We start from the raw sequence: 23,226 nt of genomic DNA, 5'->3' as shown, positions 1-23,226 counted from the left end.
CGGCTTACTTGATATGCCGCCCGCCGTTGACGGTCAGGGTGGTACCGGTGACATATGGGTTGTCCAGCAGGTAACGCACACTCTGGTAAATCACCTCGGGCCCAGGCTCGATGCCCAGTGCCGACTTGGCCAGCACTTTGGCGCGATACGCCGCATCGTCGCCTTCATTGAACATCACCATGGCCGGGGAGATGCCATTGACCTTGATATCGGGTGCCAGTTGAGCAGCAAAGGACAAGGTCAGGCTGTCGAGGCCGGCCTTGGTGGCGCAATAGGCGATGTGTTGGCGGCTGCCCTTGCGGGTGACGTCGTCGCTGATGTGCACAATATCGGCAGGTCGAGAGCGTTGCAGCAAGTCCGCACAATGCAGGTTGATCAGGTACGGCGCAAGCATATGCACGCTGAACATGTCGGTGAAGGCGCGGCTTTCCTCGCCGGGCGTTTCCGCTTCCCAGGCCGAGGCATTGTGGATGATTGCTCGCAGGCGGGTTGTGTGCGCTTTGAGTTCATCGATGAACGTGAGGATGCCTGCCTCGCTGGAAAAATCGGCGAATAAGGCGATCGCACCGCGCTCGCGCAGGGTCTGCACGCCGGGACGTTCGCTACGGTAACTGAAAATTACCGGCTGCCCCTCGTCCAGCAGGCGCAACGCGCAATGCAGGCCGACGCGTTGGCTGGCGCCGGTGATCAGGATCGGGGCAGGAGTGGGAGTCATGACAGGCTCGAATCGCGGGTAGGCGAAAACTATACCAGCGACCGGCCCGCCTTACCCGCTGTGCGTCGGTTACGCCGCAGCTTCAGTGGCTTTGACCCGAACCGGTGCGGGGTGCAGCCAGTTCGCCAACAAATGGGTCGACAATGGGATAAAGAAATAAACCATCAGCGGCGTCAGCGCCAAGGTGCTGACCAGCACGCGGCTGAGCAGGCCCAGCTCGGCGAGCAGCGGCTCAAGCCCGAAGTTGAACAGCAGCGATACCGGGAAAAACGCCAGCCAGATGGCAACCGCCTGTTTCCAGCGCGGTGGGCGCTGGCCAACGGCGCCAAACCAGCCGTCGATCCCGCGAACTCGATGCTCCGACGGGTCGGCAAACAAATCACTGCCGCGTCCCAACCAGGCGCTGCGGGAAGCGGAAAACTCCCAGGTGTGCAGGGTTTGCTCATCGGCGAAGCGGAAAATGATCTGAAATTCATCATCGCCCGGCGGCGGTGCGAGTACGCCGGAGCCCAGGTAACCGGGAAAGTCAGTGGCCAACTGCTCGCCTTCACGCAACCAGGTGATCAAATCTTCATAACGACCTTTGGCCACGCGACGCGCGACCATCAAGGTGACGGGGGAGGTAGACATTGTGTATCTCCAAATGTAGGGCGCGCTTTTCCGGGTAGGAGGCGTGCCAGACACAGTCACGGGGTGGGCAACTGTGCAAGTTGTTCGTTTCTAGACGCGTGCAAGGATTATTCCTGAATTGACGAAATACACCAGCGACGTTGGTCTATTAGGTAGCAACCTTGAAAAGGACAGGTGTATAGGCGTTAAATGGGATCCAAACTCACAAGGATGTGTTGGGCTTCTAAATGGCTGTGATTATTGCTTCGCTTGATGGCTCAAGGCTCCCCGATGCGGCTGATTCTGATGAGCTGTTTCCGATCCGCGAAGTCTCGAGATTGACAGGCATCAACCCGATCACCCTGCGCGCCTGGGAGCGGCGTTATGGCCTGATCCAGCCAACACGCACCGAAAGCGGGCATCGCCTCTACTCGAAAGCTGATATCGACACCGTTCATCGTATTGTCGACTGGATCGAGCGTGGGGTCGCGGTGAGCAAGGTCGCAAAGATCCTGGCGCGTGACGATCAGCAAGCCGAGTCGGTGCGGGCTGCACAAGAAGAGACCGAAGGGCACGAGTGGGCTCAGTGGCAAATTCAGCTGAGGCAGGCCGTCAATGCCTTTGACGACCGGCAATTGGACCGTTTGTACAACCAGATTTTTGCGGCCTATCCGACGACTGTGGTGTTCCAGGAAATCCTGATGCCTCTCTGGAACCAGTTTTTGCGTCACCAAGGTCTATATGGCCAAGCCAGTGAGTGGCTGTTTTTCGACGCCTTCCTGCGGGTCCGCGCATTGCAGCGCCTGCAATTGGCGTGTGCCTCGGAGAAGCCACGGGTGCTACTGGCGGCGTTGCCTGGGGAATGCCGCAAACTTGAGTTGCTGGTAGCTGCTGTATTAATGAGCAGTGACGCGCTGGTCACGAAGGTGCTGGGTATGGGCCAACCCTTTGATGAGCTGACGCTGATCTGTGAAAAGACCCACCCTCAAGCGCTGGTGGTGTTCTCCAACCACTCACCGACCCATGACCTGCCTCAGCGCCTGACTCGTCTGGCGATGACCCTCGAATGCCCGCTGCTGCTGGCCGGTGACGCCTCGGATCTGGCGCAGAAGTCCCTGGCAGGTTCGCCTATTGGCTGCCAGGGCAATGACGGGCACTTGATGCAGCGGCGATTGCAGGGGTTTCTCAACGGTACTCTGGATACCTGAGATCAGGCGTGAACTTCAGGATGCGCGAGGCGGTGCTGCTGCAGGATGAACTGGCGCAGGCGCTCGATTTCATCCGCATCCCCCTGGTTCAGGCGATAGGCAAACAGCCCTTTGGCGTTTTCGCGCTCCAGGGTGCCGCGCACGGCGATGCGCTCGTAACCGGAAGGGCTGAACCACAGGGAAAAGGTTTTCGGCGCCTTGACCCGGCCGCGAACCTCCAGCAGCAATCCCTTGAATGACACTTCACGCACCCACAACGAACCTGGCTGGCCCTTGATGTTCTCCAGGGCTACTGGCTCCTCGAGTACCAGGCGCCACGGGCGGATCATCGGCCCGTCTTCGAAAATGCTCGGTACGCCCAGGCGCAAATGCACCGCATGGAACTCGTCTTCCACCAGTTGCAGCGGAAAGGTCATTTGCTGGTTGTCGAATTGGGCCTGGATCGTGACATGTTCGTGGGCGGCCAGGCGGGTGAGCAGGTCGCGAATCTGCGCACCGCCATTGACTGTCAGGCTCGACGACGCATCCCGCACGTTGAGTTGCGGGTTATGGTGCATGGTCTGAATGAAATCCAGCTCGTCCTGCGTCAAAAGCGCGTCGCGTTGCATTGATCTGGCTCAAGGAAAGGTGGCAAAAGGCAATTATCACCTTAAAAAGACCACATTTTCTAAGTTTTGTTAGATCCGCTCGTCGCCTTGAGCGCGGCCAACTCAGCCTGGGCCTCGGCCAATTGCGCTTCCAATTGCAGCACGCGCTGCTGAGCTTTGACTTGAACCGTGACGTCTTTCTGCACACCGACGAAGTACGTCTGTTTATCGGCGTCGTTGTAAACCGTTGATAACGACAGTTCATTCCAGAAGTGAGTGCCGTCCTTGCGGTAATTGCGCAGGATTTCCCGGCAGGCACCCCCGCTGTCCAGTGCTTCGCGAATCGCCGCCAGTGCGGGCTGGTCACGGTCGCCCGATTGCAGGAAACGGCAATCCTGGTAAAGGATTTCATCGAGGGTATAGCCGGTCAGGCGTTCAAAGGCCGGGTTCACGTAGATCAGCGGTTTGTCCTTGCCTTCGCGCTCGGCGACGACGATCCCGTCGTTGGAGGCGTTGATCACCATTTGCATCAACTTGGCGTTAATCATAAAGCTGTCCATGGCATGTTTTGGGAGTGTGCAGTCTAGGACATTGGCTGAAAAAGTTGCCGTAGCTGCTAATATCCCAGGCTTTTAGTCAGCTACAGGATCAGATTGATGAAAGTCGCCATCCTTTCCGGCTCGGTGTACGGCACGGCTGAAGAAGTCGCCCGGCATGCCGCAGGCATCCTTAATGAAGCAGGTTTTGAAGCCTGGCATAACGCCCGTGCCACGTTGGCGGACGTGCAGGCCTTCGCCCCGGATGCCTTTCTGGCTGTGACTTCCACCACCGGCATGGGCGAATTGCCGGACAACCTGCAACCGTTGTATTCGATGATCCGCGATCAATTACCCGCCGCCTGGCGCGGCTTGCCGGGTGCGGTGATCGGCCTGGGCGACTCCAGTTACGGCGACACGTTCTGCGGCGGCGGCGAGCAAATGCTTGAGCTGTTTGCCGAGTTAGGTGTGCGCGAAGTGCTGCCGATGCTGCGCCTCGACGCCAGCGAAAGCGTGACCCCGGAAACCGACGCCGAGCCTTGGCTGGCCGAGTTGGTCACTGCTCTGCGCGGCTGACCGGTTACTCGCGCACGATCCCCGGCGGGCCCGGTCAGACGGGCCTTGTTTCTCTGGCACGCATCGAACAAATTGAAACTATGCTGATGGCTGACCCGCTCGGTCATCAAGCTGGCTGGCAATGCAACTACGCCAGCTCTCAGGTCTGACTAGACTGGCCCGTCATCCTCAAAACAATAAGAAAACCACACCGTCGAGGTCATTGCCGTGAGCCTAGCCCCCGTTCAATCGACACAGAGTGTAAAAGACCAGGTCAGTGCCGCCGAATGGCAGACCCGCGTCGACCTGGCCGCCTGCTACCGCCTGGTGGCCATGCATGGCTGGGACGATCTGATTTTCACCCACATCTCGGCTAAAGTGCCGGGCACTGAAGACTTCCTGATCAACCCGTTCGGGCTGATGTTCCACGAGATCACCGCGTCGAGCCTGGTCAAGGTCGATCAGGCTGGCAACAAGCTGATGGACAGTCCCTACGAGATCAACCCGGCGGGCTACACCATCCACAGCGCAGTGCATGAGGTGCGGCACGACGTGGTGTGTGTATTGCACACCCATACCGCGGCCGGCGTCGCCGTCTCGGCGCAGAAACAGGGCGTGTTGCCCATCAGCCAGCAGTCGATATTCGTGTTGTCCAGCCTGGCCTATCACGCCTATGAAGGCGTGGCGTTGAACCACGAAGAAAAAGCCCGGTTGCAGGCTGACCTTGGGGAAAACAACTTCCTCATGTTGCACAACCACGGCTTGCTGACCTGCGGCGGCACTATCGCCGATACCTTCCTGAGGATGTTCACCTTCCAGCGGGCCTGCGACATTCAGGTGCTGGCGCAAAACGGCGCCGCCGAGTTGATCGCCATCGAACCGCAGATCCTGGCAGGTGCCAAGGCAATGATCGCAGGCGTGACCAAAAGCGCCCAGGGCATGGGCGGCGCATTGGCCTGGCCGGCGCTGCTGCGCAAGCTGGACACGCTGGATCCGGGATACAAGTCCTGATGCACCTGGCCTACTCCTGACGATCATCCCCGCGCCTTATTGCGCACCATTCAGCCCCTGCCGTGTTTATTGTGACCACAAGCCCGGTGCTGGACACTCATCCCATTCCCCCTGTCGCCCCTGGAGTTTCGTATGAGTGAGTCTGTGCAATTCAAGGATAAGGTCGTGATCGTCACGGGAGCTGGCGGTGGATTGGGTCGGGCTCATGCGCTGCTGTTCGCCAAGCATGGGGCCAAGGTGCTGGTGAACGACTTGGGTGGTTCGGCCCAGGGCGAAGGTGCCAATGCGTCGGCAGCAGACCGTGTGGTGGCCGAGATTCGTGAGGCCGGCGGCATTGCCGAGGCCAACCATGATTCGGTCACCGACGGCGACAAGATCGTACAGAACGCCCTCGACGTTTTCGGCCGCATCGACGTGGTGGTGAACAACGCCGGGATTCTGCGGGACAAGACCTTCCATAAAATGGAAGACGGCGACTGGGACCTGGTTTACCGGGTGCATGTCGAAGGTGCCTACAAAGTCACCCGTGCCGCCTGGCCGCACCTGCGCGAGCAAGGTTATGGGCGGGTGATTTTCACGGCGTCAACGTCCGGGATCTACGGCAACTTCGGCCAGTCCAACTACGGCATGGCCAAGCTCGGGCTGTATGGTTTGACTCGTACCCTGGCCCTGGAAGGGCGCAAGAACAACATTCTGGTCAACGCCATCGCACCCACTGGCGGCACGCGCATGACCGAAGGCCTGATCCCGCCGCAAGTGTTCGAACGTCTCAAACCGGAGTTGGTCAGCCCGTTGGTGGTGTACCTGGGCAGCGAGGCTTGCCAGGAAACCTCTGGTCTGTTTGAGGTCGGTGGCGGCTGGATCGGCAAGACTCGCTGGGAGCGCAGCCTGGGGGTGGGGTTTGACCCTGAAGCCGGTTTCTCGCCGGACGATGTGGCCGCGCACTGGCAGCAAATCTGCGACTTCGAAGGCGCCGCTCACCCCAAGGACAATATCGAAGCTTTGAAGGAAATGATGGCGAACTTACAGAAGTACGCCCTTTGATCGTTGCATGAAGATTGTTTAATAAAGCGGGGCGCGTAGGGCGCCTCGCTTTATTTCAGACATAAAAAAGGCCGCTGCAAAAGCAGCGGCCGAAGTAAGACGTTGGATCAAGGAGCGATAAATCAACGTCAGTGAACACCGGTAACAGATTGAAAACAATGGTCAATCTGTTTGAAATCGACTTTCTGTTGCATGGCGGACGTACACTGTGGAGCATTCGTTTGCCGTGAAAGCCAAGTAAGAATAGTCGTTTGTTACAGAATGAAAAACACCGATTCGAGACAAGGACTGTTACCAAAGTAGCAACAGTCGTGAAGGGTTCCCATTCTTAATTCATTCCCTTGATAGCCCGCTATCCACCCAATCGATACCCCCGGCAAAACCCCACCCGGCGCCCCCGCTCATCCTTTCGAGCGACAACACGAATACCTCCTTGGTGCGCTTATCGCTCCTGATGTGGGGCAGTAGGGTGGGGGCTTCTGTCACACCACCGGGGAAGACGCATGACAAAAACAACAATGCGCGCCATCTTCAGACCACAGGCGCTGGCCGCTGCGGTTGCTTTGGGTTGCTGCGCCCAGGCGCAGGCTGTTTCGTTCAACATCGGGGAAATCGAAGGGCAATTCGATTCCTCTCTCTCGGTGGGCGCCAGTTGGGGCATGCGCGATGCCGACAAGAAATTGGTGGGTATTCCCAATGGCGGTACGGGCCAGGCCTCCACGGGCGATGACGGGCGCCTGAACTTCAAAAAGGGCGAGACCTTTTCCAAGATCTTCAAGGGGATCCATGACCTGGAGCTCAAGTACGGCGACAGCGGCGTGTTCGTGCGTGGCAAATATTGGTACGACTTTGAACTGCAGGATGAAGACCGCGAGTTCAAGCAGATCAGCAATAACCACCGTGACGAAGGTGCGCGTTCTTCCGGTTACCAGTTGCTGGATGCGTTCATCTACCACAACTATTCCATCGGTGATTTGCCCGGCAACGTGCGCGTCGGCAAGCAAGTGGTCAGCTGGGGCGAGAGCACGTTCATCGGCAACTCCATCAATAGCATCAACCCGATCGACGTTTCCGCGTTTCGCCGCCCGGGCGCGGAAATCAAGGAAGGCTTGATTCCAGTCAATATGGTGTTTGCCTCCCAGAGCCTGACCAACCAATTGAGCGTCGAAGGCTTCTACCAGTTGAACTGGCAAAACACCGTGGTGGATAACTGCGGCACTTTCTTCGGCAACGATGTGGTGGCCCACGGCTGCAACAGCAACTACACGGTTGGCAGCCCGGCGATTGCGCCGTTGCAACCGGTGGCGGCGGCGTTTGGCCAAGGCTTCCAGGTGACGCGCGAAGGCGTCGTGGTACAGCGTGCGCCGGACCGTGAAGCGCGCGATGGTGGGCAGTTCGGTGCGGCCCTGCGCTGGTTGGGGGATGACACGGAATACGGCCTGTACTTCATGAACTACCACAGCCGTACACCGACCGTGGGCACCATCACCGCCAATACCAACCTGGCGACGCTCGGAAGAATCATCAACACCGGCAACGCGCTAGCCCCTGGCAATGGCGTTGGCCTGGCGACCAGCGCGCTGCTTGGTAACGGCCAGTACTACCTCGATTACCCGGAAAACATCCGCCTGTTTGGCGCGAGCTTCTCCACCACCTTACCCACCGGCACTGCGTGGACCGGAGAAATCAGCTACCGGCCCAATGCTCCGGTACAGCTCAACACCACGGACCTGACCCTGGCGCTGGTAACCCCGTTGTCACCTACGGCCTCCCCGATCAGAAGCACCTTCGGCGCCGACAACTCCGGCTACCGCCGCAAGGAAATTACCCAGATCCAAAGCACCATGACCCAGTTCTTTGACCAGGTGCTGGGTGCCGAACGCCTGACCCTGGTGGGTGAAGCGGCCTTCGTCCACGTGGGTGGGCTGGAGGCGAAATCCAAGCTGCGCTATGGCCGTGATTCGGTCTACGGGCAATACGGTTTTGGCGGCGACACCGACGGTTTCGTCACGGCGAACTCCTGGGGTTATCGCGCCCGGGCAATCCTCGACTACAACAACGTGTTCGCCGGGATCAACCTCAAGCCCAACCTGTCCTGGTCCCACGACGTCAGCGGTTATGGCCCCAACGGCTTGTTCAACCAGGGCGCCAAGGCCATCAGCGTTGGCGTCGATGCCGACTACCGCAACACCTACACCGCCAGCCTGAGCTACACCGACTTTTTTGGTGGCGACTACAACACCTTGACCGACCGCGACTTCCTCGCCCTCAGCTTCGGCGTGAACTTCTGATTTGGCTTAAAGAAGGACAAGAGACTATGCGTAAGATGATTTTGCAGTGTGGGATGTTGGCGTTGAGCCTGTTGGCGGCCAACGTGATGGCGGCGGTGTCGCCGGAAGAAGCGGCGAAACTGGGCACCACCCTGACGCCGGTGGGGGCCGAGAAAGCCGGCAACGCCGACGGTTCGATCCCGCCATGGACCGGCGGCATCCCGAAGAACGCTGGCGCAGTGGACAGCAAGGGCTTCCTGGCCGACCCGTTCGCCAATGAAAAACCCCTGTTCGTGATCACCGCCGCCACCGTCGACAAGTACAAGGACAAGTTGTCCGAAGGCCAGGTGGCGATGTTCAAGCGCTATCCCGAGACCTACAAGATCCCGGTCTACCCGACTCACCGCACGGTCAACCTGCCACCGGAAATTTACGAGTCGATCAAGCGTAGCGCGCTGAACGTGCATGCCATCAACGACGGCAACGGCCTGGAAAACTTCACCGGTAACCGCTACTACGCATTCCCGATTCCGAAGAGTGGCGTCGAGGTACTGTGGAACCACATCACCCGTTACCACGGCGGCAACCTGCGGCGCATCATCACTCAAGCCACGCCGCAGACCAACGGCAGCTACACGTCGATCCGCTTCGAAGAAGAAGTGGCTGTACCGCAATTGATGCCGGACCTGGACCCGGCCAAAGGCGCCAACGTGTTGAGTTTCTTCAAGCAGTCGGTGACCGCTCCGGCGCGCCTGGCGGGCAACGTGCTGCTGGTGTATGAAACCCTCGATCAGGTCAAGGAGCCGCGCCTGGCCTGGATCTACAACGCTGGCCAGCGCCGTGTTCGCCGTGCGCCGCAAGTGTCTTATGACGGGCCGGGTACGGCGGCAGATGGTTTGCGCACCACCGACAACTTCGACATGTTCTCCGGTGCCCCGGACCGCTACGACTGGAAGCTGGTGGGCAAGAAGGAAATGTACATCCCCTACAACAGCTACAAACTCGACTCGCCGACCCTCAAGTACGACGACATCATCAAGGCCGGGCATATCAACCAGGACCTGACGCGTTACGAACTGCACCGGGTCTGGGAAGTCATCGGCACGGTCAAGCCGAGTGAGCGGCACATCTACGCCAAGCGCCACATGTACATCGACGAAGACAGCTGGCAAGTGGCGCTGGTGGATCACTATGACGGCCGTGGCCAACTGTGGCGCGTGGCTGAAGGTCATGCCCAGTTCTATTATGACCACCAGGTGCCGGCCTACACGGTCGAAACCCTGTACGACATCATCGCCGGTCGCTACATCGCGCTGGGGATGAAGAACGAAGAGAAGCACAGCTTCGAGTTTGGCTTTGCGGCCAAGGCGGCGGACTACACGCCGGCGGCGTTGCGCTCGGCTGGCGTGCGCTGATCCTTATTTGAAATGCGATCAAAATGTGGGAGCTGGCTTGCCTGCGATAGCGGTGTATCAGTTACAGATGTCTAACCGGATATACCGCTATCGCAGGCAAGCCAGCTCCCACATTTGACTGCGTTCAACCTTCAGGTTTCATGCCGGGCCCCTTCGGGCTTCCGGCATTTTTTATGCCCGGCAATCAGCCTGCTGAATACTCCTCAACAACCGCCAACCACAGGACTAGGGTAGGAGGCACGCAGCCTAATAATAAAAAACAGGGACGCAGTAATGACCGCCATGACCCGTTGTCTGGATCGTCCTGGATTCATGCCCCGTTTGTCTTCCCATCATTTATTGCGCCCACGCCTGACTGAGCCTTTGCTCACCGCAGAGGCGCGGGTGAAGTTGCTCTGTGCCCCGGCCGGCAGTGGCAAGAGTGCCTTGCTCGCCGAATGTGCGTTACAGGCGCCCACTGCCTGCCAGGTGTATTGGCTGCCCTTGAACGGTGCTGCTCTGGGCGTCCGCGATTTCTGCCAGCGCCTGGCGCAAAGCCTCGGTTTGGTGTTTGTCGATGAAGCGACGTTGTCGATGGACCTCAGTCGCTGGCAGAGTGCGGCCTGGGTCTTTCTCGATGACTATTGCCGGTCCCCTGCACCTGAACTGGATGCGTTGCTCGACCGCTTGCTGGTCACCAGCAGCCCGGCCCTGACCTGGTGGTTGGGGGCGCGACGACGGCCGATGTGCAACTGGCCACGGCTGCTGCTCGATGATGAGTTGTGGGAATGCAACTGCGCGGAAATGGCCTTTGATCAGGCCGAAATCCAGCAATTGACCACCCGTTGTCCCCATGTCGGGCAAACCGCCGATAAGGTGCGGCACTTCAGTGGCGGTTGGTGTGCCGGCGTACGCATTGCCCTGCTTGAAGCGGATGGGCATCCGGAAAAAACGCTGCTTGATTACCTGCAACACGAGCTATTCAGCACGTTGATGCCCGAACTGGCCGAAGCCTGGCGCGTGTTGGCGCACTTACCGCGTTTCAATCCCGGTTTGTGTGAGCACCTGTTCGGTTTTGGTGAGGGGGCCGACCACCTGCGGGACTTGCTGGCGCTGGGGGCTTTCATCGAACCGTGGGAGGACTCTGCCGATTGGTTGCAAGTCTTCCCGCCGCTGGCGAAATTGCTGCAAGACGAACCCTGGCCGGCCAAGCGCTCCTGGCACCGGCGCGCGTGCCAATGGTTTACCGTCGCTGAAGACTGGCAGGTGGCGTTCGAACAGGCGTTGTTGGCCGAAGAATATGAAGTTGCCGTCAGCCTGCTGCGTCATTTCAGTTTTGAGGACCTGTTCCGCCAGCAAAACGCGGTGTTGTTGCTGCGTCTGCATGAGCAGCATGGTGATGAGCTGATGTTGGGCTCGGCGCAGTTAGTCGGGTTGGTGACAGCGGCGTTGTTGTTTGCCGGGCGCTTCGATCAGGCGGCGCAATGTATCGACCAGTTGGCGCGGTTCACACCACAGCCTACAGCGCATTTACAGCGTCAGTTGTTGGCCCGCTGGCAGGCGCAGTGGGGGTGGTTGTTGCATCTGGGGGGCGAGGCGTTGCGCGCCCGTGAGCACTTTCTCGAAGCCCTGGCGTACTTGCCGGAAGGTGCCTGGACATCGCGCTTGATGTGCTTGTCGGGGCTGACTCAACAGGCCTTGTTGCGAGGTGAACTGGACGTGGCCCAAGGTCTGAACCGGGAGGCACTGTGCCTGGCCAGGTCTCATGGGTCATTGCTGCTGGAGGCATTGCTGGAACTCGACCACGCGCAGCTGTTGGAACAGCGCGGTGCGCCTTATCGAGCCCAGAGCCTGCTGGAAAATGTCCAGGCGATGCTGGCTGGGCAGCGCCTCAAGGCGGGGCCGTTGGTGGGAAGAATTGCTCTGCGGCGTGGGCATCTGGCCTTGCGCCAAGGCCACGACGCCATGGCCGCCGAATGCTTCGAGGCGGGGTTGGGCATCTGCCTGTACAGCCAGGACAAACGTGTGTTGTACGGTTTTCTCGGCCTGGCGTTGCTGGCGGCCAACAAGGGTGATTATGCCCAGGCGTTTATCCAGCTGCGGGACGCCGAACGCCTGATGCAACAGCGGCAGGTGCCGGACACGGTGTACCGGGCCGTGCTGTTGTTGCTCAGCGGGCATTTCTGGTTGCAGCAAGGCCGTGCTGAATTGACCCTGGAAGCCGTCAGCCGGGTGTTGCGTCACTATCGAGGGCCACAGGCCAAACAAGCGCCGCCGGCCACACTGGAATTGATCCCGCGTCTTGAGTATTTGCAGGTACTGGCCGAGGTGAAACTAAGCCGTTTTGATGCGCCCATCGTGCGGCTTAACGCCTTGCTTGAGAGCGCACGGCAACGGGGCATGCTGTGCCTTGAGGCTGAATTGCACCTGGTGGTGGGGGAGGTGGCCTGGCAAATGGCGGACCGGCCGTTGGCCCTGCGCTCGTTGGAAGCCGGGCTGGAACTGGCGGGCCGTTGTCAGGTGCAGCAGGCGATTCGCGAGTTGCGTTTGCGTCAGCCGGGGTTGTTGAGTGAGTTGGGGTTGGAGCCTCGGGAGTCAGTGGTGTGCGCCGGGGATAATCCACTCAGCCAGCGGGAGCTGGAAGTGTTGCGGTTGATCGCTCTGGGTAACTCCAATCTGGAGATCGCTGACCAACTGTTTATCTCGCTGCACACGGTGAAAACCCATGCACGACGGATTCATAGCAAGTTGGGGGTGGAGCGGCGGACTCAGGCGGTGGCGAAGGCCAAGACGTTGGGGTTGATGGCCTGAACGATCGAGCAAGCCTGCTCCCACACAAGCCCGCTCAGATGTTTACTCAATCAGGGCTGATACCCCATCCGCCAACTCACCGCCTGGCTCGCCGCCAGCAATCGCTTGGCCGCCGGCCCATCCTCATCGGCATGAAACAACGACGTCGGCCCCACCACCGTCAACACCGCCACCACTTGCCCCATCGCGTTGAACACCGGCGCTGACAGCGCATCCACGCCCGGCATCAGCAGGCCGTGGACAAAATGCAGCCCGCGCTGGCGAATCTGCTCACAGGTGTCGGCATACGCCTGGTCATCCACCAGCGCATGGGCAATCCCCGCCTGAATTTCCCGCTCACGCAACTCGACCGTTTCCCGCGACGGTAGAAAGGCACTGAACACCAGCCCCGTGGATGAACTCAGCAGCGGCAGCACCGAGCCCAGTTGCGTCACCACCGTCACGGCCCGTACGGCTGGTTCGATGTGCACCACGGTGGCGCCCTGATTGCCCCACACTGCGAGGAAGCAGGTTTCATTCAACTCGTCCCGCAGCTCTGCCAGGGGCAGGGCCGCGACTTTCAGCACGTCCATACTGCCCAGTGCGGCCAACCCCACACGCAAGGCTTCACGGCCCAGGCCGTAATGGTTGGTGGCGGTGTTCTGCTCGGCGAAGCCACTGGCGATCAGGGCCTGCAAGTAGCGATGGACCTTGCTCGCCGGCATTTGCACGTGCTCAGCCAGGCGCGACAGCGACGTAGCCGGCGACAGTTCGGCCAGGGCCTTGAGGATGTCGGTGCCGACCTCGGCCGAGCGGACTTTCTGTTTACCGGTGTCGCGGGTAGCGGGCGGCTTTTCCATGGAAGGCGTGTATCCCAAGACGAATGGCGGTCTTTATAGCTTGACGGTCAATACCAATCAAATTACGTTATGCGTAATTGGATTACGATAAAAATAACTTCTACGCAGAGGAAGATCCATGACCCTCAATTATCAATCTGGCTTTGGCAATGAATTCGCCAGCGAAGCCTTGCCAGGCGCGCTGCCCGTCGGCCAGAACTCCCCGCAAAAAGCGCCCTACGGGCTGTACACCGAACTGTTCTCCGGTACGGCTTTCACCATGGCCCGCAGCGAAGCGCGGCGTACCTGGTTGTACCGCATCCAGCCGTCGGCCAACCACCCGGCGTTCGCCAAGCTTGAACGGCAATTGGCCGGTGGCCCGCTGGGCGCCGTAACCCCCAACCGCCTGCGCTGGAACCCGTTGGATATCCCGAGCGAGCCGACCGATTTCATCGACGGCCTGGTGTGCATGGTTGCCAACGCCGGGGCGGAAAAACCCGCCGGCATCAGCATCTATAACTACCGCGCCAACCAATCCATGGACCGGGTGTTCTTCAACGCTGACGGCGAGCTGCTGATCGTTCCCGAGCAAGGCCGCCTGCGCATCGCCACTGAACTGGGCGTGCTGGAAGTCGAGCCGCTGGAAATCGTCGTGCTGCCGCGCGGCCTGAAATTCCGTGTCGAGCTGCTGGATGCACAAGCCCGTGGTTATGTCGCGGAAAACCACGGCGCGCCGCTGCGCCTGCCGGACCTGGGGCCTATTGGCAGCAACGGCCTGGCCAATGCACGAGACTTCCTGGCCCCTGTGGCCCATTACGAAGACCTCAAGCAACCCACGATGCTGACGCAGAAGTTCCTCGGCGAACTGTGGGGCTGCGAGCTGGATCATTCACCCTTGAACGTGGTGGCCTGGCACGGCAATAACGTGCCGTACAAATACGACCTGCGACGTTTCAACACCATTGGCACCGTGAGCTTCGACCATCCGGACCCGTCGATCTTTACCGTATTGACCTCGCCCACCAGCGTCCACGGCTTGGCCAATCTCGACTTCGTGATCTTCCCGCCACGCTGGATGGTCGCCGAAAACACCTTCCGGCCACCGTGGTTCCACCGCAATCTGATGAACGAGTACATGGGCCTGATCCAGGGCGCCTACGATGCCAAGGCCGAAGGCTTCCTGCCGGGCGGCGCGTCCCTGCACAGTTGCATGAGCGCCCATGGTCCGGACGGAGAGAGCTGCACCAAGGCCATCGCCGCGGACCTGGCGCCGCACAAGATTGATAACACCATGGCCTTCATGTTCGAGACCAGCCAGGTGCTGCGTCCCACCCGGTTCGCCCTGGAATGCACGCAACTGCAAAACAATTACGATGCTTGCTGGGCCTCGCTGCCCGCAACCTTCAACCCGAATCGGAGATAACCCATGACTCAGTCCACCATCACCCGCAGCTGGGTGGCCTCGGCCAACGGTCATCGTGACTTCCCGCTGCAAAATCTGCCTTTGGGTGTGTTCAGCGTTAACGGTTCGGCACCTCGCAGTGGCGTGGCCATTGGTGAGCATATTTTCGACCTGCACGCGGCGTTGGATTTCTTTGAAGGCGAGGCCCGTCGTGCCGTGGAGGCCACCGCAGGCGGCCAATTGAATGCCTTCTTTGAACTGGGTCGGGGTCCTCGGGTGGCTCTGCGTGAACGCCTGCTGGAACTGCTGGCTGAAGACAGCAGCCTGCGCGGCAAGCTTGAAGTGCTGGGCGCGAAAGTACTGCCGTTGGCCGCCGATTGCCAGATGCACCTGCCGGCGAAGATCAACGATTACACCGACTTCTACGTCGGCATCGAACACGCACAAAACGTCGGCAAACTGTTCCGTCCCGACAACCCGTTGCTGCCCAACTACAAGTACGTGCCCATCGGTTATCACGGCCGTGCGTCGACGATTCGCCCGTCCGGCACGGAGGTGCGCCGTCCCAAGGGCCAGACATTGCCTGCGGGTCAGACCGAACCCACCTTCGGCCCGTGCGCGCGCCTGGATTACGAACTGGAACTGGGGATCTGGATCGGTCAGGGCAACGCCATGGGCGACTCGATTGCCATTGGTGATGCGGCGGATCACATCGCCGGGTTCTGCCTGCTCAACGATTGGTCGGCGCGAGATATTCAGGCCTGGGAATACCAGCCGCTGGGGCCGTTCCTCTCGAAAAGCTTTATCACCAGCATCTCGCCTTGGGTCGTGACGGCCGAAGCGCTGGCGCCATTTCGCAAGGCACAACCGGCACGCCCTGAAGGTGACCCGCAACCGCTGCCGTACCTGCTGGACACGCGTGACCAGAAAGGCGGCGCGTTCGATATCGAATTGGAAGTACTGCTGACCACCGCTTCGATGCGCGAGCAGAACCTGCCGGCCCATCGCCTGACCTTGAGCAACACCCAGTACATGTACTGGACCGTGGCGCAGATGGTTGCACATCACAGCGTCAACGGTTGCCAATTGCAAGCCGGCGACCTGTTTGGTTCGGGCACGTTGTCGGGGCCAGAAGCGGGCCAGTTCGGCAGCCTGCTGGAAATCACCGAAGGCGGTAAAAAGCCGATTGAACTGGCGTCCGGTGAAGTCCGTAAATTCCTCGAAGATGGCGACGAAATCATCCTGCAGGCCCGTTGTACGCGTGAAGGGTTTGCTTCCATCGGCTTCGGCGAATGCCGGGGCACTGTGATCGCGGCGCGCTGAGAGGGCAGGGCCATGGAACTCTATACCTACTACCGTTCCACTTCGTCGTACCGGGTGCGTATCGCGCTCGCGCTCAAGGGCCTGGATTTTACGGCGGTGCCGGTTAACTTGCTGGTGCCCAAGGGCGGCGCCAATCGCCAGCCCGAGTACCTGGCCATCAACCCGCAAGGTCGCGTGCCCGCCTTGCGCACCGATGACGGCGAGCTGTTGATTCAGTCGCCGGCGATCATCGAGTACCTGGAAGAACGTTATCCACAGGTGCCGTTGCTTTCCAAGGAACTGGCAACCCGGGCTCATGAGCGGGCGGTGGCGTCGATCATCGGTTGCGATATTCATCCGCTGCACAACTCCAGCACCCAGAACCTGCTCAAACAGTGGGGGCACGACGAGGCGCAGGTGCTGGAGTGGATTGGTCATTGGGTCAGCCAGGGATTGGCGGCGGTTGAGCAGTTGATTGGTGATCAGGGTTACTGCTTTGGTGATCAGCCAGGCATGGCGGATGCGTTTCTGATTCCGCAGTTGTACGCGGCAGAGCGCTTCAAGGTGCCGCTGGATGCCTACCCACGTATACGGCGCGTGGCTGAGCTGGCAGCGAAGCATCCGGCGTTTATCCAGGCGCACCCGGCAAACCAGCCGGATACGCCAGATACCCCCTAAATCAATGTGGGAGCTGGCTTGCCAGCGATGGGTGTAGCCGCTGCCGAGGTACGAGGCTGCGATGGGTTTGGTGCGGCATTCCGACGCAGCGGCCCCCGGGGGCGGTCCTGCGGCCCGCATCGCAGCCTCGTACCTCGGCAGCGGCTACACCTGCGATTGTTTCGATTGGATTTTCCCAGTCAGAAACCGCCTCGCCTGAAGGCGGATACCTAAAAAACAACACAGGTACCTTGCGATGCACAATCAGATTGCCAGCTTTCGCGCGGCACTCGACGCCCGTCCGGTGTCGCGCTACCAGTGGTTGATTCTCCTGTTGCTGGCGTTGTTGCTGGTCACCGACGGCTACGACGCTCAGGTCCTGGGTTACGTGGTGCCAGCGTTGGCCAGGGACTGGGGCTTGGAGAAAGCCGCGTTTGGTCCGGTGTTCAGCGCCAACCTGTTGGGGCTGACCCTTGGCTCTCTGGCGGTGACACCGCTGGCGGATCGCTTCGGGGTGCGGCGCATCCTGCTGTGTTGTGTGCTGATCTACGCGAGCCTCACGGTGCTGATGGTCTTCGCTAACTCCCTGAATACCTTGATGGCCGCACGGTTCATCTGCGGCATCGGCATGGGCGGCGCGATGCCGAGCGCCATGGCCTTGATGTCGGAATACTCACCGCCGCGTCTGCGCACCTTGATGGTGACGTTGGCGGCGTGTGGTTTTTCGTTCGGTGGCGCGGCGGGTGGGTTTGTCGCGGCGGGGTTTATCGACAGCTTCGGCTGGCAAGCGGTGTTCCTGGCCGGCGGCATCACACCGTTGCTGCTGTTCCCGTTCCTGGCCTGGATGCTGCCGGAGTCACTGCCGCGCTTACTGCGTGACGCACCCCCCTATGCGCGCCTGCAAAAAGTCACCGCACGCATGCTGCCCGGCTGGCAGCCACCGGCGGCGAGCGAGGCAGAAAACCGTCAGGAACAGGGCAGTAAACTGACCGTAGTGGAACTGTTCCGCCATGGTTACGCCCGCCCGACACTGCTGATCTGGGCGACCTTTTTTGTCAGCCTGATCCTGCTGTATTTCATGATCAGTTGGTTGCCGTCGTTGCTGCTGGAAAGTGGCCTGGGCATGAATGAGGCCAATCTGGTGACCTCGATGTTCCTGTTTGCGGGGACCCTGGGTGCTATCGGCATGGCCTGGTTTGCCGACCGACTGAAAAGCAAAGTGCGGCTGCTGTCTGGCGTGTTGGCGGCTGCCGCGGTGTGCACGATCCTGCTGGGGCTCAACCACGACAACCCGCGTTATCTGGTGGCCAGCGTGTTCGCGGCCGGTTTCTGCATCATTGGCGGGCAACTGACCCTCAATGCGTTCGCCAGCAACTTCTACCCGGCCCATGTACGTGCCACCGGAACCGGTTGGGCGCTGGGTGTGGGGCGATTTGGTTCGATCCTGGGGCCGCTGTTCGGGAGCATGCTGTTGGCGATGCATATTCCGGTGCAGCAGATTTTCTTCTTCTGTGCGATTCCAGCGGTGATTGCGGCGCTGTTGATCATTCAAGTTCGTTCGCCGGGCAGCGACGTACCGAAGGATCCGCTGTACAGCGACATTCTCAAAGTGCCGACAAAGTTGTGAACGGTGGCTTCAATGCACCACTGAATTGGGCGGCAGATGCCCCAGCCGCTCGGTCAGGCGCAGCCGCTGGATCGGGTCTTCACTGAGCATCAGGGCGTGTTCCAGATCAAAGCGCTCGGCATTCGGGCAGTCCAGGCGCTGGTACAGGCTGGCGCGGGCCAGGTAGTCGGCCGCGCTGGCATTGCCCAGTTCCAGCACGCGTTCGGCGTCCACCAGGGCGGCGAGGTGATCGTCGTTGGACAGGTGCAACTGGCGCAGATTGCGTGACAGCCGTTGCAGGATCTCCCGAGGCTCGGCAGTGTGCAGGTGATCGGCCTGCAGCTTGAGGTTCGGCCCGTACTGGCGTTGCAGCAGCTCGCGGCAATCGTTGGGGTACAGGCGCCGACCGCCACAGGGGTCCAGCAGATGATCGGTGCCGGGCACGCGGAGCAGGAAGTGCCCCGGAAAGTTGACCCCGACCATGGGAATATCCAGGCGACGCGCCAGCTCCAGGGCGATCAGGCCCAGGGCCAGCGGTTGCCCGCGCTTGCGTTGCAGCACCTTGTCCAGCAGGGCGGCAGCCGGGCGTAACGGGGTGTAGTCGTCCTGGGCGAAGCCCAGGTCATTCATGCGCCGCAGCAGCGGTTGGCCGAGTTCATCGGGCGGCAAGGTGGGCATGCCGAGGTTGATCCGCTGCGCCAGCCATTTGAAGTCGTGCAGGATGACCAGAGGTTCGACGGCGGGGTCGTGCTCGGCAGCCATCCACAGCGCGGCTTCAAACAGCGCGGGGGGTGAACGTTCCAGACAGGCGAAAAAGGCTTGGCGGGGATTCATTGCGGTCTCCGGCGGATGGTTCGTTTTAGCCTTGCAGAGCACTTTCGTCCAGTGCCTTATACGAAACGCCCCACTTGGTTATGTCGCAAAGCCTGTAAAACCGGCGGGCTTATTCCTGCGTACTTCGGCAAGCTTTTACCGCGGGCCTATACTTGGCGATTACAAGAAGTGATTCGGGAGCCCGACGATGTTTGCGCTCATGCACAGCTCACGCCTTGAATCGCTGCACCTGAGTATCGACCCGGTGACGGGGTTGAAGGCGGTCATTGCCATCCACAGCAGCCGTCTGGGCCCCGCCTTGGGCGGTTGTCGCTACTTGGCCTATCCGGACGACGAAAGCGCCGTCGCGGATGCTGCGCGCCTGGCCCAGGGCATGAGCTACAAGGCTGCCTTGGCCGGTTTACAGGTCGGCGGCGGTAACGCCGTGATCATCCGCCCGGCCCACGTGGAAAGCCGCGCTGCGCTGTTCGAAGCCTTTGGCCGCTGCATCGAGCAACTCGACGGCCGCTACATCACCGCCATCGACAGCGGCACCTCCGTCGCCGACATGGACTGCATCGCCCAGCAAACCCGCTTTGTCACCAGCACCACGGCTGCTGGCGATCCTTCGCCCCATGCCGCCATGGGCGTATTCGCGGGCATCCGCACCACCGCCATGGCCCGCCTGGGCAGCGATAACCTGGAAGGCCTGCGCGTGGCGATCCAGGGCCTGGGCAACGTCGGTTACGCCTTGGCCGAGCAACTGCATGCGGCGGGGGCTGAATTGCTGGTGAGCGATATCGACCACGGCAAGGTGCAATTGGCCATGGAGCAGTTGGGCGCTCACCCGATTGCCAACGAAGCCTTGCTCAGTACCCCGTGCGACATTCTCGCGCCCTGCGGCCTGGGCGCCGTGCTCAACCGCCACAGCGTTGCCCAGTTGCGCTGTGCTGCCGTGGCCGGTTCCGCCAGTGCCCAGTTGACCAACCTGCAAGTGGCCGACCAGTTGGAGGGGCGCGGCATCCTTTACGCCCCGGACTACGTCATCAACTCCGGCGGGCTGATCTACGTCGCCCTCAAGCACAGCGGCGCGGAGCTGGCGACCATCACGGCGCACTTGTCGAATATCGGCACGCGGCTGACCGAAATCTTCGCCCATGCCCAGGCTGAAAAACGTTCGCCTGCGCGAGTGGCGGATGAGCTGGCCGAGCGGTTGTTGTACCGATAAACAGGCATTAAAAAGGCCCTGAACCAATGATTCAGGGCCTGTTCAATTCGGGCTTTATTCCGCCGCTGGGTTCAGCAACTCGGACAGCGCGTCCGGCTGGCTCTTGAACGCCTTGGCAAACACATCGCGATTCTTCGCCATGTAGATCCCGGCTTCCTCCACCTGCTGCTCGCTCAGGGACGGCACGGCTTTTTGCAACACTTCTGCCAGCAACTCAGCGAGTTCAAGCATCTTGTCATGACGGTCAGCTTCGGCTTTATCCATGAACAAACGCTCCAGATCTCGGCTGCTGCGGTATACCACTTCGACGGCCATTCACCACCTCACATGCCTTCACGATAGTTGTCTTTTGCGACTACTGTATTTATATACAGCAAAAAGGATAAGCCAATCCACGGGTTTTGGGTAGCAGCTTTTTAATGTAGTCGGTAAATGGGGGTTTGCAGCAGAAGAAATTTCTGACAACTTGCCGGGGTTGCGCCGGTTTCGTCCGGTGGCTTACCTTCGCCGTTCGCTGCACAGGCAGCAAACGGGCTTGGCGGCCCGGTGTAAGATGGCGCAACTGCCCCCCAACAAGATTGCAGACGTTTTTTACGTCCGCATTCCTGTGTTATGGCGGGTTGCGCAAGGACCCTTCGGGGTGCTGGGTTGCTTCTTACCGGTCCGCCAACCTTGTGCAATCCGTCACCCAATCTGCTTGGCGGCAGACGGTGGTGGATTCCCTTCCATTTAAGAAGAGATACGCCATGAAAAAGCACTCCCCCAATCCCCCTGACAACTCGCGCAATGATGGTCGGCTCCAAGCTGCCGCCAATCGAGCCATTGATCACTGCCTGCGAGCTGAATTATCTCAACCTTCACCCGAATCGCCCGCGACGCTTTTCAGCGTTACGCCTCGAGCTGATACGCAAACGTTACTGGTCAATGCCAGCGAAACCTTGAACAGTGCCCGTGAAATGGCAAGCAGTCTGGCTTTTGAACTTGAGGGCTCGCAACGAAGCCTGTTGCTGGCCATCCATCAGTTGGTGGAAATGAGCGGCTTGTTGGTCGATCGAGCGTTGGAGCAAGCCACCCCCACTTGAGGGTGAAGCGAGCGAAACCCTGTTGCCGCTGCCGAGGTATGAGGCTGCGATGGGGTTGGGTGGTATTCCGATGTAGCGGCCCCGGGCGGCGGTCCTGCGGCCCGCATCGCAGCCTCGTACCTCGGCAGCGGCTACAGAGCACCAACGTTGTGTAGATATTTATGCACCCATGTGGGGACAATCATCTATGGAGTCACCATGAACAATCATGATTTACCCCATGTAGCAGAGAACGAAGATTCAGATGTCTCCTATGATCGTTGGTTTCGCAGCAAGGTGCAGTTGGCGCTGGACGATCACGTCCCAGGTATCCCCCATGATCAAGTCATGTCAGAGATGCGTGATCTGTTAATCGCCAAACTTCTACTGCGTGCGACCGATTGAAGTGCCTCATCTCATCCTGCCACCTTCTCACACTCTGTCCCTGGCCTTTTTTCTGCATGCAGAGAAACCGTCACGTCCAACCCGCATTATCCGGTCGAGCCGACCTAAGGAAGCATCATCGTGAAAATCAACTGGGCCGAAAAACTGCGGCATAACGTGCACCAACTGGCCGAGTCCCTGGGTAATCTGTTCGTCGAGTCGTTCCATTATCTGGCGTTGTTCGCCATTGGTGCGGTGACGGCCTGGGCGGCAGTGATGGAGTTTTTGGGGATGCTCGAAAACGGGCACATCAAGATCGATGACATCTTGCTGCTGTTCATCTACCTGGAATTGGGGGCGATGGTCGGGATTTACTTCAAGACCAACCACATGCCGGTGCGGTTCCTGATCTATGTGGCGATCACCGCGCTGACCCGCCTGCTGATTTCCAACGTCTCCCACCACAACCCGCCGGACATCGGCATCATCTACCTGTGCGGCGGGATTCTGCTGTTGGCCTTCGCAATTCTGGTGGTGCGTTATGCCTCGTCGGCGTTTCCGTCGGTGAAGGTTGAAGGCCCGCGGCGCAAAGGCCAGGCGAGCCAGGAGACGGAGAAGGGCGAGCTTTAAAAGCCGGTGGTTAAGGGTGCTCGACTGTTGGGCGGCCGTTGAAGAGCTGGAGGGCTATCGCCATCGGTCATCACCGCAAGGATTTCCATGGCGCTGTGGCCCTGTTCGATGGCAATACCAAATTGCACACTTTGCACCAGGCGCCTGAGCCGTTGCGGATCGTTGCGTTGTGCGGCGCTGATCATGCGTTTGGCCACCACGCCGTTATCGTCGGAAAGGGTCAGCATGATGCTGCCATCCAGGCGTTGAATGCTCAAATTGACCCGGTATTGGGGGGTAAAAGTGTCGGTGATGATCTGAAAAGGATTGTCCATGGTGCGCTACCGCCTGATAAGAGCATGCAGTCATTGACGGTCGGTGTCGGGATTAGTTCGGGTCTCCAGACCACCGGCCATTCGCTCGCTGAGGTTTTCACAAGGTCCGTTTTCCTCATGAGGGGTAGAGCAAGGGCCGTGCCGTTTAGGCAGTAGGTCCGCTCTCCAATGCGACAAATACCCAATGTGGGAGCCGGGCTTGCCCGCGATAGCGGTGTGTCAGGCGCCGGAAATATTGCCTGCCATGACGCTATCGCGGGCAAGCCCGGCT

Annotated in this window: 23 protein-coding genes; 15 read left to right on the top strand and 8 right to left on the bottom strand. The window is 60.0% G+C overall.

All coding sequences use genetic code 11. The features are described 5' to 3' along the window. Positions 1-4: 4 nt before the first annotated feature. On the bottom strand, positions 5-715 hold the full coding sequence (folM, locus tag GNF76_RS03680; RefSeq protein WP_155581812.1) for a dihydromonapterin reductase: 711 nt from the start codon (positions 713-715) through the stop codon (positions 5-7). Between the two features lie 69 nt (positions 716-784). After that, on the bottom strand, positions 785-1,345 hold the full coding sequence (locus GNF76_RS03675; protein ID WP_155581811.1) for a putative antibiotic biosynthesis monooxygenase: 561 nt from the start codon (positions 1,343-1,345) through the stop codon (positions 785-787). A 227-nt stretch (positions 1,346-1,572) separates the two neighbouring features. On the opposite strand from GNF76_RS03675, the gene GNF76_RS03670 reads away from it, so the two are divergent. After that, complete coding sequence (locus tag GNF76_RS03670; protein ID WP_155581810.1) at positions 1,573-2,532, top strand: MerR family transcriptional regulator; 960 nt, start codon at positions 1,573-1,575, stop codon at positions 2,530-2,532. 2 nt (positions 2,533-2,534) lie between these two features. Here the strand turns inward: GNF76_RS03670 and GNF76_RS03665 are convergent, their stop codons facing one another. Both GNF76_RS03665 and GNF76_RS03660 read right to left on the bottom strand, forming a co-directional pair. Next, the gene (locus GNF76_RS03665) at positions 2,535-3,140 is read right to left on the bottom strand and encodes a hypothetical protein (protein ID WP_155581809.1); all 606 of its coding nucleotides are present in this window, start codon (positions 3,138-3,140) and stop codon (positions 2,535-2,537) included. Between the two features lie 59 nt (positions 3,141-3,199). After that, positions 3,200-3,667: a PAS domain-containing protein gene (locus tag GNF76_RS03660; RefSeq protein ID WP_155581808.1), complete on the bottom strand. Its 468-nt coding sequence runs from the start codon at positions 3,665-3,667 to the stop codon at positions 3,200-3,202. A gap of 108 nt (positions 3,668-3,775) precedes the next feature. On the opposite strand from GNF76_RS03660, the gene GNF76_RS03655 reads away from it, so the two are divergent. The 6 genes from GNF76_RS03655 (at position 3,776) to GNF76_RS03630 (ending at position 12,740) form a co-directional block, all read left to right on the top strand. Further along, positions 3,776-4,231: a flavodoxin gene (locus GNF76_RS03655; RefSeq protein ID WP_155581807.1), complete on the top strand. Its 456-nt coding sequence runs from the start codon at positions 3,776-3,778 to the stop codon at positions 4,229-4,231. Between the two features lie 207 nt (positions 4,232-4,438). After that, the gene (locus GNF76_RS03650) at positions 4,439-5,221 is read left to right on the top strand and encodes a class II aldolase/adducin family protein (protein WP_178123163.1); all 783 of its coding nucleotides are present in this window, start codon (positions 4,439-4,441) and stop codon (positions 5,219-5,221) included. A gap of 132 nt (positions 5,222-5,353) precedes the next feature. Next, on the top strand, positions 5,354-6,265 hold the full coding sequence (locus GNF76_RS03645) for an SDR family oxidoreductase (RefSeq protein WP_155581806.1): 912 nt from the start codon (positions 5,354-5,356) through the stop codon (positions 6,263-6,265). 503 nt (positions 6,266-6,768) lie between these two features. Continuing rightward, positions 6,769-8,556, top strand: a complete 1,788-nt coding sequence (locus tag GNF76_RS03640) for a DUF1302 domain-containing protein (protein WP_155581805.1) — start codon at positions 6,769-6,771, stop codon at positions 8,554-8,556. 26 nt (positions 8,557-8,582) lie between these two features. Further along, the gene (locus GNF76_RS03635) at positions 8,583-9,950 is read left to right on the top strand and encodes a DUF1329 domain-containing protein (protein WP_155581804.1); all 1,368 of its coding nucleotides are present in this window, start codon (positions 8,583-8,585) and stop codon (positions 9,948-9,950) included. A gap of 273 nt (positions 9,951-10,223) precedes the next feature. Beyond that, complete coding sequence (locus GNF76_RS03630) at positions 10,224-12,740, top strand: LuxR C-terminal-related transcriptional regulator (RefSeq protein WP_155581803.1); 2,517 nt, start codon at positions 10,224-10,226, stop codon at positions 12,738-12,740. Between the two features lie 50 nt (positions 12,741-12,790). Here the strand turns inward: GNF76_RS03630 and GNF76_RS03625 are convergent, their stop codons facing one another. Continuing rightward, a complete protein-coding gene (locus GNF76_RS03625; RefSeq protein ID WP_155581802.1) occupies positions 12,791-13,579 on the bottom strand; it encodes an IclR family transcriptional regulator in 789 nt (262 codons plus the stop codon). A gap of 118 nt (positions 13,580-13,697) precedes the next feature. On the opposite strand from GNF76_RS03625, the gene hmgA reads away from it, so the two are divergent. The 4 genes from hmgA (at position 13,698) to GNF76_RS03605 (ending at position 18,546) form a co-directional block, all read left to right on the top strand. Beyond that, positions 13,698-14,981, top strand: a complete 1,284-nt coding sequence (gene hmgA, locus GNF76_RS03620; RefSeq protein WP_155581801.1) for a homogentisate 1,2-dioxygenase — start codon at positions 13,698-13,700, stop codon at positions 14,979-14,981. A 3-nt stretch (positions 14,982-14,984) separates the two neighbouring features. Next, positions 14,985-16,283: a fumarylacetoacetase gene (fahA, locus tag GNF76_RS03615; protein WP_155581800.1), complete on the top strand. Its 1,299-nt coding sequence runs from the start codon at positions 14,985-14,987 to the stop codon at positions 16,281-16,283. A gap of 12 nt (positions 16,284-16,295) precedes the next feature. Continuing rightward, entirely contained in the window at positions 16,296-16,940 is a 645-nt protein-coding gene (maiA, locus tag GNF76_RS03610; RefSeq protein ID WP_155581799.1) for a maleylacetoacetate isomerase, read from the top strand. A gap of 235 nt (positions 16,941-17,175) precedes the next feature. Continuing rightward, positions 17,176-18,546, top strand: a complete 1,371-nt coding sequence (locus GNF76_RS03605; protein WP_155581798.1) for an MFS transporter — start codon at positions 17,176-17,178, stop codon at positions 18,544-18,546. Positions 18,547-18,555: 9 nt separating this feature from the next. Here GNF76_RS03605 and GNF76_RS03600 read toward each other — a convergent pair whose 3' ends face one another. Next, positions 18,556-19,359: a SirB1 family protein gene (locus tag GNF76_RS03600; protein WP_155581797.1), complete on the bottom strand. Its 804-nt coding sequence runs from the start codon at positions 19,357-19,359 to the stop codon at positions 18,556-18,558. 187 nt (positions 19,360-19,546) lie between these two features. On the opposite strand from GNF76_RS03600, the gene GNF76_RS03595 reads away from it, so the two are divergent. Next, complete coding sequence (locus tag GNF76_RS03595; protein WP_155581796.1) at positions 19,547-20,566, top strand: Glu/Leu/Phe/Val dehydrogenase family protein; 1,020 nt, start codon at positions 19,547-19,549, stop codon at positions 20,564-20,566. A gap of 54 nt (positions 20,567-20,620) precedes the next feature. On the opposite strand, the gene GNF76_RS03590 is transcribed toward GNF76_RS03595, so the two are convergent. After that, positions 20,621-20,881: a YebG family protein gene (locus tag GNF76_RS03590; RefSeq protein ID WP_003188807.1), complete on the bottom strand. Its 261-nt coding sequence runs from the start codon at positions 20,879-20,881 to the stop codon at positions 20,621-20,623. Positions 20,882-21,312: 431 nt separating this feature from the next. Here GNF76_RS03590 and GNF76_RS03585 point away from each other — a divergent pair, with 431 nt between their 5' ends. The 3 genes from GNF76_RS03585 to GNF76_RS03575 all read left to right on the top strand — a co-directional run bounded on the left by GNF76_RS03585 (position 21,313) and on the right by GNF76_RS03575 (position 22,641). Further along, entirely contained in the window at positions 21,313-21,648 is a 336-nt protein-coding gene (locus tag GNF76_RS03585) for a DUF6124 family protein (protein WP_155581795.1), read from the top strand. Positions 21,649-21,846: 198 nt separating this feature from the next. After that, on the top strand, positions 21,847-22,032 hold the full coding sequence (gene relB, locus GNF76_RS03580) for a type II toxin-antitoxin system RelB family antitoxin (protein ID WP_155581794.1): 186 nt from the start codon (positions 21,847-21,849) through the stop codon (positions 22,030-22,032). A gap of 120 nt (positions 22,033-22,152) precedes the next feature. After that, complete coding sequence (locus tag GNF76_RS03575) at positions 22,153-22,641, top strand: phosphate-starvation-inducible protein PsiE (RefSeq protein WP_178123162.1); 489 nt, start codon at positions 22,153-22,155, stop codon at positions 22,639-22,641. Here the strand turns inward: GNF76_RS03575 and GNF76_RS03570 are convergent. Continuing rightward, on the bottom strand, positions 22,638-22,955 hold the full coding sequence (locus GNF76_RS03570; RefSeq protein WP_155581793.1) for a DUF3509 domain-containing protein: 318 nt from the start codon (positions 22,953-22,955) through the stop codon (positions 22,638-22,640). The genes GNF76_RS03575 and GNF76_RS03570 overlap by 4 nt on opposite strands. Between the last annotated feature and the right edge of the window lie 271 nt (positions 22,956-23,226).

This window comes from Pseudomonas spelaei (assembly GCF_009724245.1).
Taxonomy (GTDB): domain Bacteria; phylum Pseudomonadota; class Gammaproteobacteria; order Pseudomonadales; family Pseudomonadaceae; genus Aquipseudomonas; species Aquipseudomonas spelaei.
Note: the sequence above shows the minus strand (reverse complement) of the source record. Positions and strands in the feature narration are given on the sequence as shown.

Bases quoted from the DNA above. Each gene is read 5' to 3' on its own strand.
- folM (WP_155581812.1), bottom strand. From the start codon at position 715: ATGACTCCCACTCCTGCCCCGATCCTGATCACCGGCGCCAGCCAACGC.
- GNF76_RS03675 (WP_155581811.1), bottom strand. From the start codon at position 1,345: ATGTCTACCTCCCCCGTCACCTTGATGGTCGCGCGTCGCGTGGCCAAA.
- GNF76_RS03670 (WP_155581810.1), top strand. From the start codon at position 1,573: ATGGCTGTGATTATTGCTTCGCTTGATGGCTCAAGGCTCCCCGATGCG.
- GNF76_RS03665 (WP_155581809.1), bottom strand. From the start codon at position 3,140: ATGCAACGCGACGCGCTTTTGACGCAGGACGAGCTGGATTTCATTCAG.
- GNF76_RS03660 (WP_155581808.1), bottom strand. From the start codon at position 3,667: ATGATTAACGCCAAGTTGATGCAAATGGTGATCAACGCCTCCAACGAC.
- GNF76_RS03655 (WP_155581807.1), top strand. From the start codon at position 3,776: ATGAAAGTCGCCATCCTTTCCGGCTCGGTGTACGGCACGGCTGAAGAA.
- GNF76_RS03645 (WP_155581806.1), top strand. From the start codon at position 5,354: ATGAGTGAGTCTGTGCAATTCAAGGATAAGGTCGTGATCGTCACGGGA.
- GNF76_RS03640 (WP_155581805.1), top strand. From the start codon at position 6,769: ATGACAAAAACAACAATGCGCGCCATCTTCAGACCACAGGCGCTGGCC.
- GNF76_RS03635 (WP_155581804.1), top strand. From the start codon at position 8,583: ATGCGTAAGATGATTTTGCAGTGTGGGATGTTGGCGTTGAGCCTGTTG.
- GNF76_RS03630 (WP_155581803.1), top strand. From the start codon at position 10,224: ATGACCGCCATGACCCGTTGTCTGGATCGTCCTGGATTCATGCCCCGT.
- GNF76_RS03625 (WP_155581802.1), bottom strand. From the start codon at position 13,579: ATGGAAAAGCCGCCCGCTACCCGCGACACCGGTAAACAGAAAGTCCGC.
- hmgA (WP_155581801.1), top strand. From the start codon at position 13,698: ATGACCCTCAATTATCAATCTGGCTTTGGCAATGAATTCGCCAGCGAA.
- fahA (WP_155581800.1), top strand. From the start codon at position 14,985: ATGACTCAGTCCACCATCACCCGCAGCTGGGTGGCCTCGGCCAACGGT.
- maiA (WP_155581799.1), top strand. From the start codon at position 16,296: ATGGAACTCTATACCTACTACCGTTCCACTTCGTCGTACCGGGTGCGT.
- GNF76_RS03605 (WP_155581798.1), top strand. From the start codon at position 17,176: ATGCACAATCAGATTGCCAGCTTTCGCGCGGCACTCGACGCCCGTCCG.
- GNF76_RS03600 (WP_155581797.1), bottom strand. From the start codon at position 19,359: ATGAATCCCCGCCAAGCCTTTTTCGCCTGTCTGGAACGTTCACCCCCC.
- GNF76_RS03595 (WP_155581796.1), top strand. From the start codon at position 19,547: ATGTTTGCGCTCATGCACAGCTCACGCCTTGAATCGCTGCACCTGAGT.
- GNF76_RS03590 (WP_003188807.1), bottom strand. From the start codon at position 20,881: ATGGCCGTCGAAGTGGTATACCGCAGCAGCCGAGATCTGGAGCGTTTG.
- GNF76_RS03585 (WP_155581795.1), top strand. From the start codon at position 21,313: ATGAAAAAGCACTCCCCCAATCCCCCTGACAACTCGCGCAATGATGGT.
- relB (WP_155581794.1), top strand. From the start codon at position 21,847: ATGAACAATCATGATTTACCCCATGTAGCAGAGAACGAAGATTCAGAT.
- GNF76_RS03570 (WP_155581793.1), bottom strand. From the start codon at position 22,955: ATGGACAATCCTTTTCAGATCATCACCGACACTTTTACCCCCCAATAC.